The organism is Bacillus sp. EA-CB0995, assembly GCF_055814245.1.
This window is the reverse complement of the sequence record NZ_CP169269.1, coordinates 4,031,291-4,046,526: the sequence shown is the minus strand read 5'-3', so window position 1 is coordinate 4,046,526 and position 15,236 is coordinate 4,031,291. Positions and strand designations below refer to the sequence as shown.

Annotated in this window: 16 protein-coding genes, 1 pseudogene and 2 riboswitches; of the genes and pseudogenes, 16 read left to right on the top strand and 1 reads right to left on the bottom strand. The window is 37.3% G+C overall.

The genetic code is table 11. The features are described 5' to 3' along the window. Positions 1–9 precede the first annotated feature (9 nt). The 13 genes and pseudogenes from thiS (at position 10) to ACEWFJ_RS20720 (ending at position 11,107) form a co-directional block, all read left to right on the top strand. A complete protein-coding gene (thiS, locus tag ACEWFJ_RS20780; RefSeq protein WP_473689783.1) occupies positions 10–213 on the top strand; it encodes a sulfur carrier protein ThiS in 204 nt (67 codons plus the stop codon). 2 nt (positions 214–215) lie between these two features. Next, positions 216–986, top strand: coding sequence for a thiazole synthase (locus ACEWFJ_RS20775; RefSeq protein WP_253628639.1), 771 nt, complete (start codon positions 216–218; stop codon positions 984–986). After that, a pseudogene (locus ACEWFJ_RS20770) lies at positions 979–1,997 on the top strand (thiazole biosynthesis adenylyltransferase ThiF). The gene ACEWFJ_RS20775 and the pseudogene ACEWFJ_RS20770 overlap by 8 nt, the downstream one beginning before the upstream one ends. 14 nt (positions 1,998–2,011) lie before the next feature. Further along, on the top strand, positions 2,012–2,824 hold the full coding sequence (thiD, locus tag ACEWFJ_RS20765; RefSeq protein WP_473689782.1) for a bifunctional hydroxymethylpyrimidine kinase/phosphomethylpyrimidine kinase: 813 nt from the start codon (positions 2,012–2,014) through the stop codon (positions 2,822–2,824). Positions 2,825–2,919: 95 nt separating this feature from the next. Then, a riboswitch (cyclic di-AMP (ydaO/yuaA leader) is annotated at positions 2,920–3,071 on the top strand. A gap of 94 nt (positions 3,072–3,165) precedes the next feature. After that, a complete protein-coding gene (locus ACEWFJ_RS20760) occupies positions 3,166–3,567 on the top strand; it encodes a hypothetical protein (RefSeq protein WP_473689781.1) in 402 nt (133 codons plus the stop codon). A gap of 17 nt (positions 3,568–3,584) precedes the next feature. Beyond that, a complete protein-coding gene (locus ACEWFJ_RS20755) occupies positions 3,585–3,821 on the top strand; it encodes a hypothetical protein (protein ID WP_473689780.1) in 237 nt (78 codons plus the stop codon). 239 nt (positions 3,822–4,060) lie between these two features. Continuing rightward, positions 4,061–4,204, top strand: a riboswitch (cyclic di-AMP (ydaO/yuaA leader). 97 nt (positions 4,205–4,301) lie between these two features. Next, positions 4,302–4,403 carry a signal peptide protein gene (locus ACEWFJ_RS20750; protein ID WP_336483268.1) on the top strand — a complete coding sequence of 34 codons (102 nt, stop codon included), beginning with the start codon at positions 4,302–4,304 and terminating at the stop codon, positions 4,401–4,403. Next, positions 4,403–4,483 carry a K(+)-transporting ATPase subunit F gene (gene kdpF / locus ACEWFJ_RS20745; protein ID WP_336483473.1) on the top strand — a complete coding sequence of 27 codons (81 nt, stop codon included), beginning with the start codon at positions 4,403–4,405 and terminating at the stop codon, positions 4,481–4,483. Before ACEWFJ_RS20750 ends, kdpF begins: the two co-directional genes overlap by 1 nt. 19 nt (positions 4,484–4,502) lie before the next feature. Then, positions 4,503–6,170 (top strand): potassium-transporting ATPase subunit KdpA, encoded by a 1,668-nt coding sequence (gene kdpA, locus ACEWFJ_RS20740; protein WP_473689779.1) that lies wholly within the window; start codon positions 4,503–4,505, stop codon positions 6,168–6,170. A gap of 13 nt (positions 6,171–6,183) precedes the next feature. After that, entirely contained in the window at positions 6,184–8,283 is a 2,100-nt protein-coding gene (kdpB, locus tag ACEWFJ_RS20735; RefSeq protein WP_473689778.1) for a potassium-transporting ATPase subunit KdpB, read from the top strand. Positions 8,284–8,300: 17 nt separating this feature from the next. Further along, the gene (gene kdpC / locus ACEWFJ_RS20730) at positions 8,301–8,882 is read left to right on the top strand and encodes a K(+)-transporting ATPase subunit C (protein WP_473692624.1); all 582 of its coding nucleotides are present in this window, start codon (positions 8,301–8,303) and stop codon (positions 8,880–8,882) included. A gap of 65 nt (positions 8,883–8,947) precedes the next feature. Next, a complete protein-coding gene (gene kdpDN, locus ACEWFJ_RS20725) occupies positions 8,948–10,093 on the top strand; it encodes a KdpD-like non-kinase potassium sensor (protein WP_473689777.1) in 1,146 nt (381 codons plus the stop codon). A 159-nt stretch (positions 10,094–10,252) separates the two neighbouring features. After that, positions 10,253–11,107 carry a patatin-like phospholipase family protein gene (locus ACEWFJ_RS20720; RefSeq protein ID WP_473689776.1) on the top strand — a complete coding sequence of 285 codons (855 nt, stop codon included), beginning with the start codon at positions 10,253–10,255 and terminating at the stop codon, positions 11,105–11,107. A 50-nt stretch (positions 11,108–11,157) separates the two neighbouring features. On the opposite strand, the gene ACEWFJ_RS20715 is transcribed toward ACEWFJ_RS20720, so the two are convergent. Continuing rightward, complete coding sequence (locus ACEWFJ_RS20715) at positions 11,158–12,459, bottom strand: NCS2 family permease (protein ID WP_473689775.1); 1,302 nt, start codon at positions 12,457–12,459, stop codon at positions 11,158–11,160. Positions 12,460–12,690: 231 nt separating this feature from the next. Between ACEWFJ_RS20715 and ACEWFJ_RS20710 the strand changes: the two genes are divergently transcribed. The 3 genes from ACEWFJ_RS20710 to ACEWFJ_RS20700 all read left to right on the top strand — a co-directional run bounded on the left by ACEWFJ_RS20710 (position 12,691) and on the right by ACEWFJ_RS20700 (position 15,135). Then, a complete protein-coding gene (locus ACEWFJ_RS20710) occupies positions 12,691–13,560 on the top strand; it encodes an SDR family oxidoreductase (protein WP_473689774.1) in 870 nt (289 codons plus the stop codon). A gap of 358 nt (positions 13,561–13,918) precedes the next feature. Next, the gene (locus ACEWFJ_RS20705) at positions 13,919–14,692 is read left to right on the top strand and encodes a L,D-transpeptidase (protein ID WP_473689773.1); all 774 of its coding nucleotides are present in this window, start codon (positions 13,919–13,921) and stop codon (positions 14,690–14,692) included. A gap of 176 nt (positions 14,693–14,868) precedes the next feature. Then, positions 14,869–15,135 carry a hypothetical protein gene (locus ACEWFJ_RS20700; RefSeq protein ID WP_473689772.1) on the top strand — a complete coding sequence of 89 codons (267 nt, stop codon included), beginning with the start codon at positions 14,869–14,871 and terminating at the stop codon, positions 15,133–15,135. Positions 15,136–15,236: the final 101 nt, after the last annotated feature.

Genomic DNA, 15,236 nt, shown 5'->3' with positions numbered 1-15,236 from the left:
GATGAAAGCTTGAACTTAAAAATTAATGGTAGACAAGTAGAGGTATCAAGTGAGGTTAAGACGGTAGCTGATTTGCTTGCTCATTTAGGATTAGAGACGAAAATTGTTGTTGTAGAACGCAATCAAGACATTTTACAAAAAGATAATCATCGAGATACATCTGTTTTTGATGGAGATCAAATTGAAATTGTAACATTCGTAGGAGGCGGTTGATTATGTTAAATATTGGACCATTTACTTTTAATTCTAGACTGTTATTAGGAACAGGGAAATTTTCCGATTTTGATGTACAAAAGAAAGCAATTGAAGTATCAGAAGCAGAAATTTTAACATTTGCGGTGCGTCGTATGGATATTTTTGATGCAGAGCAACCAAACTTACTAGAAAAAATTGACGTAACAAAGTATACACTTCTTCCAAATACAGCAGGAGCAAAAACAGCAGAAGAAGCAGTGCGCATTGCGAAACTAGCAAAAGCATCAGGATTATGTGACATGATTAAAGTAGAAGTGATCGGTGATGATAAAACGTTATTGCCAGATCCAGTTGAAACGTTAAAAGCATCCGAAATGCTATTAAAAGAAGGGTTTATTGTTCTGCCGTATACGTCTGATGATGTTGTGTTAGCACGTAAATTACAAGAATTAGGTGTCCATGCAGTTATGCCAGGAGCATCACCAATTGGTTCTGGTCTTGGTATTGTAAATCCATTGAATTTAAGCTTTATTATTGAGCAAGCAACTGTTCCAGTTATTGTTGATGCTGGTATCGGTAGTCCAGCTGACGCAGCGTTTGCGATGGAATTAGGTGCAGATGGTGTTTTACTGAATACAGCTGTTTCTGGAGCGAAAGATCCCGTGAAAATGGCCGAGGCAATGAAACTGAGTATTCATGCAGGTCGGTTAGGTTTTGAAGCGGGACGTATTGCACGTAAGCGCTGTGCAACTGCAAGTAGCCCGTTAGAAGGAATGAGCATTCTTGAATAGTCGATATTCCCGTCAAGTATTGTTTTCTCCAATTGGAGAAGAAGGACAGCAAAAAATAGGAGAAAAGCATGTATTAATTATCGGTGCAGGAGCACTCGGAAGTGCGAATGCAGAGATGCTTGTTCGCGCTGGAATTGGCAAAGTAACAATCGTTGATCGCGATTACATTGATTGGAGTAATTTGCAGCGTCAACAGTTATATTGTGAAGAAGATGTACGAAATAATTTACCAAAAGCAGTGGCAGCAAAGCGCCGCTTACAAGCTATTAATAGTGGTGTAGTTGTAGAAGCCTACGTACAAGACGTAACAGCAGAAGAACTAGAGGAGTTTGTTACAGGGGTAGATCTTATTATCGATGCAACAGATAATTTTGAGACCCGTTTTATTGTAAATGATATATCACAGAAACATTCGGTGCCATGGATTTATGGAGCCTGCGTCGGTAGTTACGGTCTTTCTTATACGATTTTACCAGGAAAGACACCATGTTTATCTTGTTTACTACAATCTATCCCGCTTGGCGGAGCGACATGCGATACAGCAGGGATTATTTCACCTGCTGTATCCATCGTTGTATCACATCAAATTGCAGAGGCATTAAAGATTTTAGTAGAGGATTATGAAGCCCTTCGCGATGGATTCGTTTCATTTGATGTATGGAAAAATGAATATTCATGTATGAATGTACAGAAATTGAGAAAAAACAATGTCTATCATGCGGAGAGGAAGCAGTTTATCCGTATTTAAGTAAGGAAAATACTTCTAAGACAGCTGTTTTATGCGGCAGAAATACAGTGCAAATTCGTCCGCCATATAAAGAACAGTTCGATCTTTCTATGTATAAAAATTTATTACAAGATCGTGTAATGGATTTAACAGTTAATCCGTATTTATTATCGTTTTCTGTTGACGATAAACGATTAGTAGCATTCCAGGACGGCCGTGTGCTTGTACATGGCACAAAAGATATAGCGGAAGCAAAAACGATTTATCATCGTTACTTTGGTTAAAAAGGGTGAGTGAAATGAAAGTGAATAAAGCATTAACGATTGCTGGTTCTGATAGCGGCGGCGGTGCAGGTATTCAAGCTGATTTAAAAACGTTTCAAGAGCTCGGTGTGTACGGAATGACAGCAATTACAGCGATTACTGCACAAAATACACTTGGTGTACAAGGAGTGTATCCTGTTCCAGTGGAAGGTATTCAAGAACAGTTAAATTCTATCGGTGCGGATTTAACACCAGATGCAGTGAAACTTGGCATGTTATTTAGTAGTGAAATTATTAAAATTGTAGTTGAAAAAATTAAATCATTTTCATGGAATAATATTGTATTAGATCCTGTTATGATTGCAAAAGGCGGAGCATCTTTATTACAACAAGAAGCTGTTGCGGCATTAAAAGAACATTTGTTGCCGCTTGCAACAGTAATTACTCCAAATGTTCCTGAAGCAGAAGTATTAACAGGAATGAAGATTCATACGATTGAAGATAGTAAAGAAGCTGCGAAAGTACTGCATAATTTAGGCGCGAAGTTTGTTGTCATGAAAGGCGGGCATGCGGCGTATCAAGGAAATGAAGTAATAGATTTGTTGTTTGATGGCAAGGCATTTGTTGAGTACAGAAGCGAACGTATCGCTTCCACGCAAACGCACGGAAGCGGATGTACATTTGCCGCAGCTGTAACGGCAGGATTAGCAAAAGGTTATGAGATTGAAGAAGCAGTTCGTGAAGCAAAGTGTTTTATTAGTATAGCAATTGAAGACGAGCTTAATATTGGTAGCGGGCATGGACCAACGAATCATTTTGCTTATGGACGTAGAAGTGTAAATGTATAAATATGTATTTTCTTTAAAAAAGCCAGTTGAAAAAACTGGCTTTTTTCTTGTTTACTTTTTCCAAAATTAGGAGTACTATATCAGCCAGAATCTATTTTTCTAGAACGCTAAATCCAGAATCTGGAGCGGAGGAACCAATTGTGTATTGTGCATTGTCACTAGGGGTGAATCTTTCTTAGAGAAAGTAGGGCTACTCTCAAAGCCCGAATCCGACAGCTAACTCCGTAAGCGTATTGAGGGAGGATGATGCAAATGAATACATCAATTCATCGGTCCGACTAGTATAAAAGAATTTTGATAATATAATTTAAAATTCTTTTATGCAGGGGAGGATGAAATACATGGATGAGGACAAAGAGTACACACTCATTTGTGTAGGAGAAGCGGAAAAAATTAAGAGTTTACAAAATTTAGTGCTTTTACAAAGTAAAATAATCATTTTCGCAGAGAATGAGCATATGGTTAATGAAGTGAAAGCATGTGGATTTCAGCAAGCATATTGTTGTCCAAATGATGCAAGGATGATTGTGAAAATATGCAGAGGAATAAAAAAAGTAATTTTACTAGGAGATGAATTATCCACAATTAGTTTCTTTGCGGAGCGTATTCGCTTTTCTTTTCATGCACCTATTACGGTTGTCACGCGAAATAAACAATATCCAAAGCGCCTCTATGAAACGATAGGAGTTAAATTAGTGGTGTTTACAACTTGTGATAACATTTCGTTTTTGATTTTAGAGTAGGAGCGGAGGAAACGAATATGAAAATATTCCTTTGTCGTGATTTAGCAACGCGCTGGGCTCTATCGTTAGAACGAGTACATGAGCTAGTTGAATATGATCCACTCTTTCCGAAGCCATCCGTAATTCTTTCGCCAGAACATACCTGTTTATACTTCGAGCAAGATATTATTGAATATGAGAAACAACATACAGAATTAGTGCAAGTATATGTTAGAGGGCGTAATTTACGTTCGTTTTTTCATGATTTAGATTAAGTGTTTAGAAGGTTATCTCATGTATTGAGATAACCTTTTTGTTTTAAATTTGCAAAAGAACGCCTTTTTTACGAAAAAAGAAGAAAACAAAAGAAAAAGATGATAAAAGAGTATTTTCCATTAATGTAAGCGTTTAACAGGTCTTATATTTTCATATTTTAGCTATTTCACCTCTTTACAAGTGAAATTTAGAGGAGTATATTTACATTCATAAATTGTTCATAAATTTTCCAAAAAACAACCTGATATCGCTGAGTCCAGAAATGGAGCGGGGGAACCAATTTTGTGCATTGTCACTTGGGGTGAATCTTTCATGATGAAAGTAGGGCTACTCTTTAGGCCCGAATCCGACAGCTAACCTCGTAAGCGTTTGGAGAGGAGGTTTACTTTTGTGTTGTTCATTTTTGAACACTGAGTAGATCCTCAGTGTTCTTTTTTATGCTCTTAATGGTAAAATTTTACATTTAGTGAGGGATGAATATGTTAGATATCGCTATGATAGGGATTTTAATCGTGTTAGTTGGATCAATGATTGGCCTTGCAAGATGGTCGGATAATGTTGTGAAGGAAGGGAAGAAGTAATGAGTATTGCAGTATTTATTATTGTTGCCGCACTTACTGTGTACTTAGTTTATGCGTTATTAAATCCAGAAAAGTTTTAATTAGGGGGAAGCGTTTATTATGGTTTGGATTGCAGTTTTGATCACGATGCTATTATTTGTTCTTGTTGCAAAACCAATGGGGATTTATTTAGAGAAGGCGTTCCAAGGGAATCGTAAATTAGACAAAATATTTGGCCCTGTTGAAAAAATCATCTTCAAAATCTCGGGTATTAAGCCTTATAACCAGAGTTGGAAGCAATACGCACTATCATTAGTTGCTCTTAATGGTTTTATGATTGTTGTCGTATATTTCATATTTCGCTTACAAGGCGTGCTGCCATTAAATCCAGCTCATGTTAAAGGTATGGAGCCTACGCTTGCTTTTAATACAGCTATTAGTTTTATGGCAGATACAAATTTACAGCATTATAGCGGTGAGAATGGTTTATCGTACTTATCACAATTAATCGCGATTACATTTTTAATGTTCACAGCGCCAGCAACAACATTAGCGCTTGTAATGGCTTTTATAAGAGGGTTAGCAGGTAAGGAACTTGGGAACTTCTTCGTAGATTTTACACGTGCTTTAACAAGGGTTTTTCTTCCAATCGCGTTTGTGGCTGCGTTGGTCTTCGTTGCTCTCGGTGTACCGCAAACGTTGGACGGAGCCGTTACAGCTCATACAATTGAAGGGGCAAAACAAAGCATATTACGTGGTCCAGTTGCTTCTTTCGTTTCTATTAAGGAATTAGGGAACAATGGCGGAGGATTTTTCGGAGCAAATTCGGCGCATCCATTTGAAAATCCAGGTCAAATAAGTAACATTTTACAAATGATGCTGATGATGCTGTTACCGACAGCTTTACCATTTACGTATGGAAGAATGGTTGGTAATAAAAAACAAGGACGTGTTCTTTTCGCTTCTTTATTCATCGTGTTTTTAATGGGGTTTGCAACAATCGTGACGGCAGAGTTACATGGAAATCCAGCGTTAAATCAAATAGGTATGCAGCATGATCAAGGTAGTACAGAAGGGAAAGAAGTTCGATTTGGAACAGTCTTTTCTTCACTGTATGCTACTGTAACAACTGCGGCGGAAACAGGTGCTGTTGATACAATGCACGATACGTTAACGCCAATTGGTGGAGTAGTACCACTTGTAAATATGATGTTAAATACAGTGTTTGGCGGAGTTGGCGCAGGTTTTGTCAATATCATTATGTACGCAATGATCGCAGTCTTTATATCGGGATTAATGGTGGGACGTACACCAGAATTTTTAGGGAAAAAGATTGAAGGCAAGGAAATGAAATTGATTGCGGTAACAATACTATTTCATCCTTTACTTATTTTAGGATTTTCAGCGTTGGCATTTTCAACTCATTTAGGAACAGATGCAATTTCGAATTCAGGGTTTCATGGTTTAACACAAGTTGTATATGAATATACTTCCTCGGCTGCGAATAATGGTTCAGGCTTTGAAGGTTTAGGAGACAACACAGCATTTTGGAACATTACAACTGGTATCGTGATGTTCTTAGGACGTTATTTTAGTTTAATTACAATGCTGGCTGTGGCAGCTTCATTAAAAGAGAAAACAGTAGTACCAGAAACAATCGGAACATTCCGTACAGATAACAGTTTATTTGGTGGTATTTTCATTGGAACAATCGTGATTGTTGGTGCATTAACGTTCTTCCCAATGTTAGTGTTAGGGCCAATCGCAGAATTTCTTACATTGAAGTAATGGAGGGTAAATGATGAAACCTGTAGTGGTAAAAGATAAACAACCGAATCAATCGATTGCATCACCAAAAATGGGAGCAGAAGATGAAGTAAGACAAGCAAAAACAATGGAGCATGACATTATTACACATGCTATAAAAGAAGCATTTGTAAAATTGGATCCGCGAGTTATGGTGAAAAATCCTATTATGTTCGTGGTGGAAATCGGATTTTTCCTAACATTGATTTTATCATTTCTACCGAATTCATCTACAAATATACCAGGGTGGTTCAATATAACGGTTTCTCTTATTCTATTATTCACTGTCTTATTTGCTAATTTTGCAGAAGCATTGGCAGAAGGACGTGGAAAAGCGCAAGCTGATTCATTAAAACAATCTAAAAAAGATGTATTTGCAAATGTAATAAAAGAAAATGGAGATGTTGTTCAAGTTTCAGCAACTGAACTGAGAAAAGGTGATGTTGTTATTGTAAAGCAAGGGGAAATGATTCCAAGTGATGGGGAAGTTATTCGCGGCTTAGCATCTGTTGACGAATCAGCTATTACAGGGGAATCTGCACCAGTTATGAAAGAGGCTGGTGGTGATTTTTGCTCGGTTACAGGCGGTACGATTGTTGTTAGCGATGAAATTACAATTCAAATTACGAGTAATCCTGGTGAATCTTTCTTAGATAAAATGATTTCTTTAGTAGAAGGAGCATCTCGTCAAAAAACACCAAATGAAATTGCTCTGAACACTGTATTAACGAGTTTAACACTTATTTTCTTAATCGTTGTTGTTACGTTACCAATCTTTACGAATTATCTTGGTTTTCAAATTGATACGTCTATACTAGTTGCACTTCTTGTTTGTTTAATTCCAACAACAATTGGTGGTTTGTTATCCGCAATTGGGATTGCAGGTATGGACCGTGTAACGAAGTTTAACGTTTTAGCAATGAGTGGTAAAGCAGTTGAAGCAGCTGGTGATATTAACACAATTATTTTAGATAAAACAGGTACAATTACATTCGGTAATCGTATGGCGCACACGTTTTTACCAGTAGGAAATGAAACAATTGAACAAGTTGCAAAATGGGCAGCGCTTAGCTCGGTATTAGATGAAACACCAGAAGGACGTTCTGTTATTGAATACGTACAATCAAAAGCATTCTCTTATAACGGTACACTTGCTGAGCAAGGTGAGTTTGTTCCATTTAAAGCTGAGACACGAATGAGCGGTGTTGATTTAGTAGATGGTACAAAAGTACGAAAAGGTGCAGTTGGTGCTGTACTTGAATGGGTACAATCACAAGGCGGTACAGTTCCGAAAGACTTAAATCAAAAAGCTGATTTAATTGCAAAAGAAGGTGGTACACCACTTGCAGTTGCAGCTAATGATCGTATTTACGGATTAATTTATTTAAAAGATACTGTCAAACCAGGTATGCGCGAACGATTTGAACAGCTTCGTCAAATGGGAATTAAAACAGTAATGTGTACAGGTGATAATCCGCTTACTGCCGCAACAATTGCAAAAGAAGCAGGTGTGGATGAATTTGTAGCAGAATGTAAGCCGGAAGATAAAATTGCAGTAATAAAAGCAGAGCAAGAAAAAGGAAAGCTTGTTGCTATGACAGGTGATGGTACAAATGATGCACCGGCTTTAGCACAGGCCGATGTTGGGCTTGCAATGAATAGTGGTACTGCAGCAGCAAAAGAAGCAGCAAATATGATTGACTTAGATTCAAACCCAACGAAAATTATTGAAGTTGTGGGGATCGGTAAGCAGCTATTAATGACACGCGGTGCATTAACAACATTTAGTATCGCCAATGATATTGCCAAATACTTTGCCATTATTCCAGCAATGTTTACTTTGGCAATTCCGCAAATGGAAGCTCTGAATGTTATGAAATTACATTCACCGTTATCAGCGATTTTATCAGCGCTTATTTTTAACGCGATTATTATCCCGCTGCTTATTCCGCTAGCAATGAAGGGGATTGCTTATAAACCGATGAGCTCTAATGCATTGTTAGGACGTAATTTACTTATTTATGGACTTGGGGGAATGATTGTTCCATTCGTTGGTATTAAGCTGATTGACATGATTGTAGGACTGCTCATTTAAGGAAAAGGGAAATGAAAATGCTTGAAAAACAAAAGATACTTTCACCTGTCATTCGTATAACTTTTACATTTCTTATTGTGTGCGGGCTTGTATATCCATTGCTAGTTACCGGAATTGCACAAGCGGTTATGAAAGATAATGCAGACGGAAGTCTCATATATAATGAAAAAAATGAGGTAATTGGTTCAGAATTAATTGGTCAAAATTTTACAGATCCACGTTATTTCCACGGACGTGTGTCTAGTATAGAATATAAAGCAGAAGCATCCGGATCTAATAACTATGCACCATCTAATCCAGATTTATTAAAACGTGTAGAAGAGAGTGTAGAAAATTGGAAGAAGGAAAATCCAACAGTTCCTGTTTCGGAGGTTCCGATGGATTTAGTAACGAATTCTGGTTCAGGATTGGATCCTGATATTAGTCCACAAGCGGCTTACGCACAAGTAGATCGTATCTCTAAAATAACGAATATTCCGAAAGAAAAGATCAATAAGCTTATTGAATCTCAAACAGAAGGAAAAGCACTCGGACTATTTGGTGAAGATCGTGTCAATGTATTAAAGCTAAATCTAGAATTACAAAAAATGATGAAATAATAACAATGCTACCTCAATCTAAGGGATTGAGGTAGCATTGTTTGGTAGGGGTAGGGGGATTTGTGATGTATGCAGATGACTATAAGCCGACGTTCCAAAGGCGTACACCAGAAGAGTATTTAGAATATATTCGTCAACTGAACCGCGGGAAATTAAAACTTTATGTCGGGGCAGCTCCTGGAGTCGGAAAAAGTTATAAAATGCTTTTTGATGCGAGAGAGATGCGAAAAGAAGGCATTGATGTTGTTGTTGGTTTAATTGAAACACATGGGCGAAAAGAAACAGACGATGCTATTGCTGATTTAGAGGCTGTTCCTTTAAAAGAAATTGATTATAAAGGAAAAGTGTTTCACGAGCTTAATGTAGAAGCAATTATAAACCGGGCACCGCAAGTTGTTATTGTTGATGAGTTGGCTCATACGAATATTCCAGGCTCTAAACATAAAAAACGCTATATGGATGTCGAAGAATTATTGGATGCTGGTATTGATGTTTTATCAGCATTTAATATTCAGCATTTGGAAAGCGTACATGATATTGTGGAGCAAATTACAGGTGTGAAAGTAAGGGAGCGCATTCCTGATTTTATTTTACAAAAGGCAAATGAAATTCAGCTTGTGGATGTAACACCGGAAGTACTCAGAAAACGATTGATAGATGGAAAGATATATAAGGAAGAAAAAATTCAACGTAGCTTAAATCATTTTTTTACGCTTAATAATTTAGGTGCACTTCGTGAATTATCACTTCGAGAAGTTGCAGATGATATGGATGAGAAAATCAGTCAATTTACTGAAGAACCAATTGGAGTGAAAGAAAAAATCCTTGTTTGTGTTCAATACAGCTCAACGGCAGAAAAATTGATTCGGCGTGGATGGCGCATGGCAAACCGCTTAAATGCAGAGTTATATGTATTAAATGTAGAAAGAGAAAATATTGAATCTTTATCAGAAGCAAAGAAGCAGGTTATCGAAGAGTGGAAAGCTTTAACCAGTCAATTTGATGCAACATTTCTATTAGAGGAATCAAAAGGGAGTAAGCCAGCTGATACGATTATTCAAGTTGCAAAACAATTACAGGTAACGCAAATTTTACTCGGCCAATCGGCAAGAACAAGGTGGGAGGAGATTCGAAAAGGCTCGATTGTGAATGAGATTATGAGGCAGACGGAGAATATTGATATTCATATTGTAGCAGATCAACGGCGATAGGGTATACCGAATCAATCGTATTCATTTGTATGAATACGATTTTTTTTATTTTGCAAGTCGTCTGAATATGGTTTTCTAACAGTTTTTTATATAATAGAAATAGATATTTAACAATGTGAATTATTTAAAAGTATACATAGAACGAGGAGAGGGAGAGCGATGCTTGAAAATACAGGTTTAGTATTAGAAGGCGGCGGTATGCGCGGCGTATATACAGCGGGTGTACTGGAGTACTTTATGGAAAATGATTTATATTTTCCATATGTGATTGGTGTATCGGCAGGTGCATGTAATGCAGCGTCGTATCTTTCAAGACAAAAAGAAAGAAATAAAACAGTAAACATTGAATATGTGACACATCCAAGATATTTATCGTATAAAAACTTTTGGAAAAAGCGGCAGCTCTTTGATATGGATTTTATTTTTCGTGAAATCCCAATGCAGCATGTTCCATTTGATTTTGAAACATATTTCAATAATGAGCAATGTTTTCTTGTAGGAACGACAGATTGTGAAACTGGACAGCCTGTTTATTTTGAAAAAGGTCGTACACAAGAAGAAGCATTAACATTGTTACAGGCATCAAGTTCATTGCCATTTGTGGCACCTGTTGTAGAATTTGGTGGGAAAAAGTTATTGGATGGTGGAATTTCAGATCCAATTCCTGTTCGAAAGGCACAGGTAGATGGTTATCAAAAATCAGTTGTTATTTTGACAAGAAATAAAGGTTATGCAAAGAAAAAATCAAAATTTGGATGGATTGCAGCTAAAGCTTATAAAAAATATCCTAATTTAGTGAACACAATGCTAACTCGTTATGAAGTATATAATGAGACACTTCATTATATCGAAAAGGAAGAGGCGGCTGGAAATGTATTCGTTATTCGTCCGACAGAGCAATTAGACGTGGATCGTATGGAGAAGAATCCAGAAAAATTACAACGCTTGTATGAGCAAGGATTTAAAGATGCTAAGAAAACGCATGAAGACTTGTTGCGATTTCTCAATAAATAAAAAGGTGACTCAATAAGATGAGTCACCTTTTTATATTCCTCTCGGGATTTTTAATGCGGTAAGAATACTAACTGATAAGCAAACAAAATACCGAATACGTATAAAAGCGGATGAACTGCACGGAATTGCCCTTTTGCCACTTTCATAAGCGGGTATGAAATGAAGCCGAGTGCAATACCTGTTGAAATGCTTGATGTAAGCGGCATGGTTAAAATGACTAAAAATGCTGGGAAAGCTTCGTCAAATGCATCCCAATCAATGTGACGAACTGCGCCCATCATTAAGCTACCAACAATAATTAATGATGGAGATGTAATAGCAGCAACACCAGATACTGCGCCGACAAGCGGGCCGAAGAATGCAGCTATTGCAAATAATACCGCAACAGTTAGTGTTGTTAAGCCTGTACGACCACCAGCAGCAACACCAGCGGAAGATTCGATATAAGCAGTTGTTGGTGTTGTACCGAACATTGAACCAATCGTTGCCGAGATAGAATCTGAAAGAAGTGCACGTTCTGCATTTTTGAGTTTGCCATCTTTCATAAATCCACCTTGCTGTGCAACTCCAAGTAATGTACCTGTTGTATCGAATAATGTTACAAGGAGGAGCGAGAAGACAACGCCGTATAATCCGTAGTGAATAACATCAGAAAATGCTGTAATTGGATTAGAAACAATCACGCCGTCAGGTAAACCAGGCATAGAGGTAATTCCGTTTGAGAACGTTAATTGTCCAGTAAAATAAGCGATAATTCCTGTTAATAGCATACCGATAAATAATGCGCCATTTACGTTTAAAGACATAAGCACTACTGTAATACCAAGTCCAGCTAATGCAAGTAAAACGGACGGAGAGTGAAGATCTCCAAGTCCAACTAAATTTGAAGGATGTTTCGTAACAATGCCTGTTAGACGTAAGCCGATAAATGCAATAAATAAACCGATACCAGCTGTAATGGCATGTCTTAAGTTTTCAGGAATAGCTTCCAGTAATTTTGTACGGAAAGAAGTTAATGATAGCAAAATTAAAATCATACCTGCTACGAATACAGCAGAGAAAGCAATTGCATATGTCATACCTTCATGAGTTTTTACAACAGAGTAAGCAAAGTAAGCATTTAATCCCATTCCTGGTGCAAGTGCAATTGGTAAATTTGCAAAGAATGCCATAAATAATGTTCCGACAACAGTAGCAATGATTGTTGCTGTAAATGCTTGTTCAAATGGAACGCCTGCATCACCAAGGATGACTGGGTTTACGACAATAATATATGCCATTGTTAAGAAGGTAATAATACCAGCCATAATTTCAGTTTTAATAGAAGTTTGATGTTTTGAAAGGTTAAACATAAAAACATCCTTTCTTTTTACGAATAATTGTCACAACAGTTATATATAATATTCGTTATTTTGTTTTTTGGCAAGAGTTTTACATAAAAACTTTATATTTCTCTGTATTTTATGACGGAATTTCGAATATTAAGTGCCTTTTCTTCTTATATATTTCGTTTATATAAGGATAAGTATATTTTTCGATTTCGCACATCATAAGAAGGATATATGATAAGGAGGTTTTTCTGTATGACACAACAAGAACAACCAAAGAAAACATTGCCCCCGCAACATCAGGAGAAACAGCCGGGGATTGAGAAAATCATGAATCCACGCCCAAAATGTATAGATGAGAAGTATAAAGGAAGCGGGAAGCTGCAAGGGAAACATGTACTTATTACAGGAGGGGATAGCGGAATTGGGAGAGCAGTAGCAATTGCTTTTGCAAAAGAGGGCGCGAATATAGCAATTGCTTATTTAGATGAACATGAAGATGCAGAAGAAACGAAGCGTTGGGTAGAAGGGCAAGGTGTACAATGTTTTTTATTTCCGGGAGATGTAAGTGATGAACAGCATTGTCAGCAAGTTGTAGCGGAGGTTGCAAAGCAATTGGGAGGTTTAAATATTGTTGTAAATAATGTTGCTCAGCAATACCCGCAGCAAGGTTTAGAGCAAATTACAGCAGAGCAACTTGAAAAGACGTTTCGGGTTAATATTTTCTCGTATTTTTATATAACAAAAGCTGCGCTAGCTCATTTAAAACAAGGCGATACAATTGTGAATACTGCTTCCATTACGGCTTATGAAGGAAATGAGCAGTTAATCGATTATTCAGCAACAAAAGGAGCGATTGTTGCCTTTACACGTTCATTAGCAAAATCGCTAGCTCCAAAGGGCATTCGTGTTAACGGAGTTGCACCAGGTCCAATTTGGACACCGCTAATTCCATCAAGTTTTGATAAGAAAAAAGTATCGGAATTTGGCAGTAATGTACCAATGAAACGGCCGGGACAACCATCTGAGCTAGCACCGGCATATGTGTATTTAGCTTCTGATGACTCTACTTATGTTTCTGGACAAATGCTTCATGTTAATGGTGGCGTTATTGTGAATGGTTAGGTGGCTTATCCAGTTCTAGTGCTCCGACTATTCGCACGTCGAACGTTATCGAAGGGTCTTTATCCCGCATTAACGGGCAGTAAAGGTTGGGGAAGCACGGGGAAGAAAACTGCCCGTAAAAGCCCGATTGGTGAGAGCTTTCTATCAGTGAGAAAAGCGTCACTGATGGAAGTTTCACTTTATATTCTGTCGAAGCGCCGATAAATGTACTATTTCCGCCGATATTTTTGAGAGCGCGTAAAAAAGAGACTGACCTTTAAGGTCAGCTCTCATTCATAAGAATTGGATTTATAGTAAAAACTAAATAAACCATAGTATTTCATGGTGAGATTTTAAGGGGAATGTGGAGGTGACATTGATGAAAAAAGCATGTTCACTTGCATTGTTATTTCTTTTTCTTCTTTTATATGTACCAATTATTTCTGCTGAGGAGACAGATCATTTATTACTTATAAATCTAACGACAAATCAATTATCTTTTTTCGAAGATGGAAATTATGTGCGAACTTTTCCTGTAACAACAGGAAGGACAAACACTCCTACACCAGAAGGAACATTTTGCATTATTAATAAATATAAAAATAAAGCATATCACAGAAAAAATATTCCGGGCGGTTCACCTAATAATCCACTCGGCACTAGGTGGATGGGCTTAAATAAAAATGAATATGGGATTCATGGAACAAATCGTGAATGGTCGATTGGCAGTCGTCAGTCAAATGGATGTATTCGCATGCATGATCGAGATATTCAATGGTTGTATGATCGAGTTCCATTACAAACGAAGGTAATCATTGCTCATTTTCATACATCTCCTGAATATGCGGCGCATCAATTTGGATACCGGGTTGTTAGCTGGAACGGACGTGTGTTAGAGGAAGAACAGATTGGGAAGATTACAACGATAGATCAGACGAAAATATATTGGCAAGAACCGAACGGACAATTTACAGAAATGAAAACAGTACTACCGAATGAAGTATATCCTGTGTATTCACAAGGGAAAAAAGGGTTTTATTATATAGGAAATAACTTATATATTATGGATGAAAAAGAAACAATGGTAAGGTATGAACAAATTCCTAACTCCGTACTGAGTAATATATACAAACGAAAATATGAAGTGAAGTAAAGGATACCGGTGGGACAGGGTATCCTTTTTTATCCCGCTATTCGCGGGCAGTAAGACCCCGATTGCTCAACTAACCATCAGTGGGGGATGAAAAAAACCACTGATGGAAGTTTCACTTTATCGCATCAAAATCCCTCTCTGAATATAATATTATAAAGCTGAGGAGGGCATATGCTATGCAAAATGAAGACAGTACATTTGCATTTAAACTTTTTTTAATTACACTTTGTTTATTTGTTATATATTTGTTTGTTTCATTTATTTTTTCTATGTATATCCCGTATGTAGACTTATTATTATTAGTGGGATTTGTATGGGCATTTGTAGAAGCGAGAGAGAGTGAAGATAGTATATATCGCTGGATTACATTATGTGGTACGGTTTTTATTGTTATTGTATATATTACAATGATGCATGCTGTCTGGAAAAAGGGGTTATTTTAAGATAAAAGCGTACGATTAATCGTACGCTTTTATCTGACTACTAACAGGGAGACATTTGCTCATAAGAGCTCGATTGACATCAATGGGGGACCACTGATGGA

Bases quoted from the DNA above. Each gene is read 5' to 3' on its own strand.
- ACEWFJ_RS20775 (WP_253628639.1), top strand. From the start codon at position 216: ATGTTAAATATTGGACCATTTACTTTTAATTCTAGACTGTTATTAGGA.
- thiD (WP_473689782.1), top strand. From the start codon at position 2,012: ATGAAAGTGAATAAAGCATTAACGATTGCTGGTTCTGATAGCGGCGGC.
- ACEWFJ_RS20760 (WP_473689781.1), top strand. From the start codon at position 3,166: ATGGATGAGGACAAAGAGTACACACTCATTTGTGTAGGAGAAGCGGAA.
- ACEWFJ_RS20755 (WP_473689780.1), top strand. From the start codon at position 3,585: ATGAAAATATTCCTTTGTCGTGATTTAGCAACGCGCTGGGCTCTATCG.
- ACEWFJ_RS20750 (WP_336483268.1), top strand. From the start codon at position 4,302: ATGTTAGATATCGCTATGATAGGGATTTTAATCGTGTTAGTTGGATCA.
- kdpF (WP_336483473.1), top strand. From the start codon at position 4,403: ATGAGTATTGCAGTATTTATTATTGTTGCCGCACTTACTGTGTACTTA.
- kdpA (WP_473689779.1), top strand. From the start codon at position 4,503: ATGGTTTGGATTGCAGTTTTGATCACGATGCTATTATTTGTTCTTGTT.
- kdpB (WP_473689778.1), top strand. From the start codon at position 6,184: ATGAAACCTGTAGTGGTAAAAGATAAACAACCGAATCAATCGATTGCA.
- kdpC (WP_473692624.1), top strand. From the start codon at position 8,301: ATGCTTGAAAAACAAAAGATACTTTCACCTGTCATTCGTATAACTTTT.
- kdpDN (WP_473689777.1), top strand. From the start codon at position 8,948: ATGTATGCAGATGACTATAAGCCGACGTTCCAAAGGCGTACACCAGAA.
- ACEWFJ_RS20720 (WP_473689776.1), top strand. From the start codon at position 10,253: ATGCTTGAAAATACAGGTTTAGTATTAGAAGGCGGCGGTATGCGCGGC.
- ACEWFJ_RS20715 (WP_473689775.1), bottom strand. From the start codon at position 12,459: ATGTTTAACCTTTCAAAACATCAAACTTCTATTAAAACTGAAATTATG.
- ACEWFJ_RS20710 (WP_473689774.1), top strand. From the start codon at position 12,691: ATGACACAACAAGAACAACCAAAGAAAACATTGCCCCCGCAACATCAG.
- ACEWFJ_RS20705 (WP_473689773.1), top strand. From the start codon at position 13,919: ATGAAAAAAGCATGTTCACTTGCATTGTTATTTCTTTTTCTTCTTTTA.
- ACEWFJ_RS20700 (WP_473689772.1), top strand. From the start codon at position 14,869: ATGCAAAATGAAGACAGTACATTTGCATTTAAACTTTTTTTAATTACA.